The organism is Pseudomonas viridiflava (assembly GCF_900602065.1).
Lineage (GTDB): Bacteria > Pseudomonadota > Gammaproteobacteria > Pseudomonadales > Pseudomonadaceae > Aquipseudomonas.
In genome coordinates this window covers 1-340 of sequence record NZ_UWFN01000180.1, presented here as the reverse complement: position 1 = coordinate 340, position 340 = coordinate 1, and the positions used below count along the sequence as shown (strand labels likewise).

Below are 340 nucleotides of genomic sequence, written 5' to 3'. Positions count from 1 at the left end.
ATAGGGCAGCAGGCTCTTGGCGACGTCGAAGCCTTCCTTCGCACCTTCGACAAACGCCTCGTACACCTGCACCTTGCGCAGTGAACCGACGATCAGGAACATCATGATCAGGCCAAACAGCGTGAGGTTACCGAGAATGGACGACAGACCCGCCAGTGCAGCCGCCGACAGGGTCGCCAGAAAGGCCATGAAACCGCCGAGCAGCAGCGCGCCGGGAATCAGATAGGCCAGCACCACCGGGTCCCACAGCCGCAGACGCTGCATGAATGCAACCGACAGCAGCCCCACAATCGTCGAGGCGCTGGTGGCCAGCAGGATTGGCAGGAAGACCAACGTAGGG

The 340-nt window shown here is 61.8% G+C and carries 1 pseudogene; it reads right to left on the bottom strand.

Annotated features, from left to right (window positions below):
* A pseudogene (locus EE949_RS09095) lies at window positions 1-340 on the bottom strand (hypothetical protein); the annotation flags it as partial.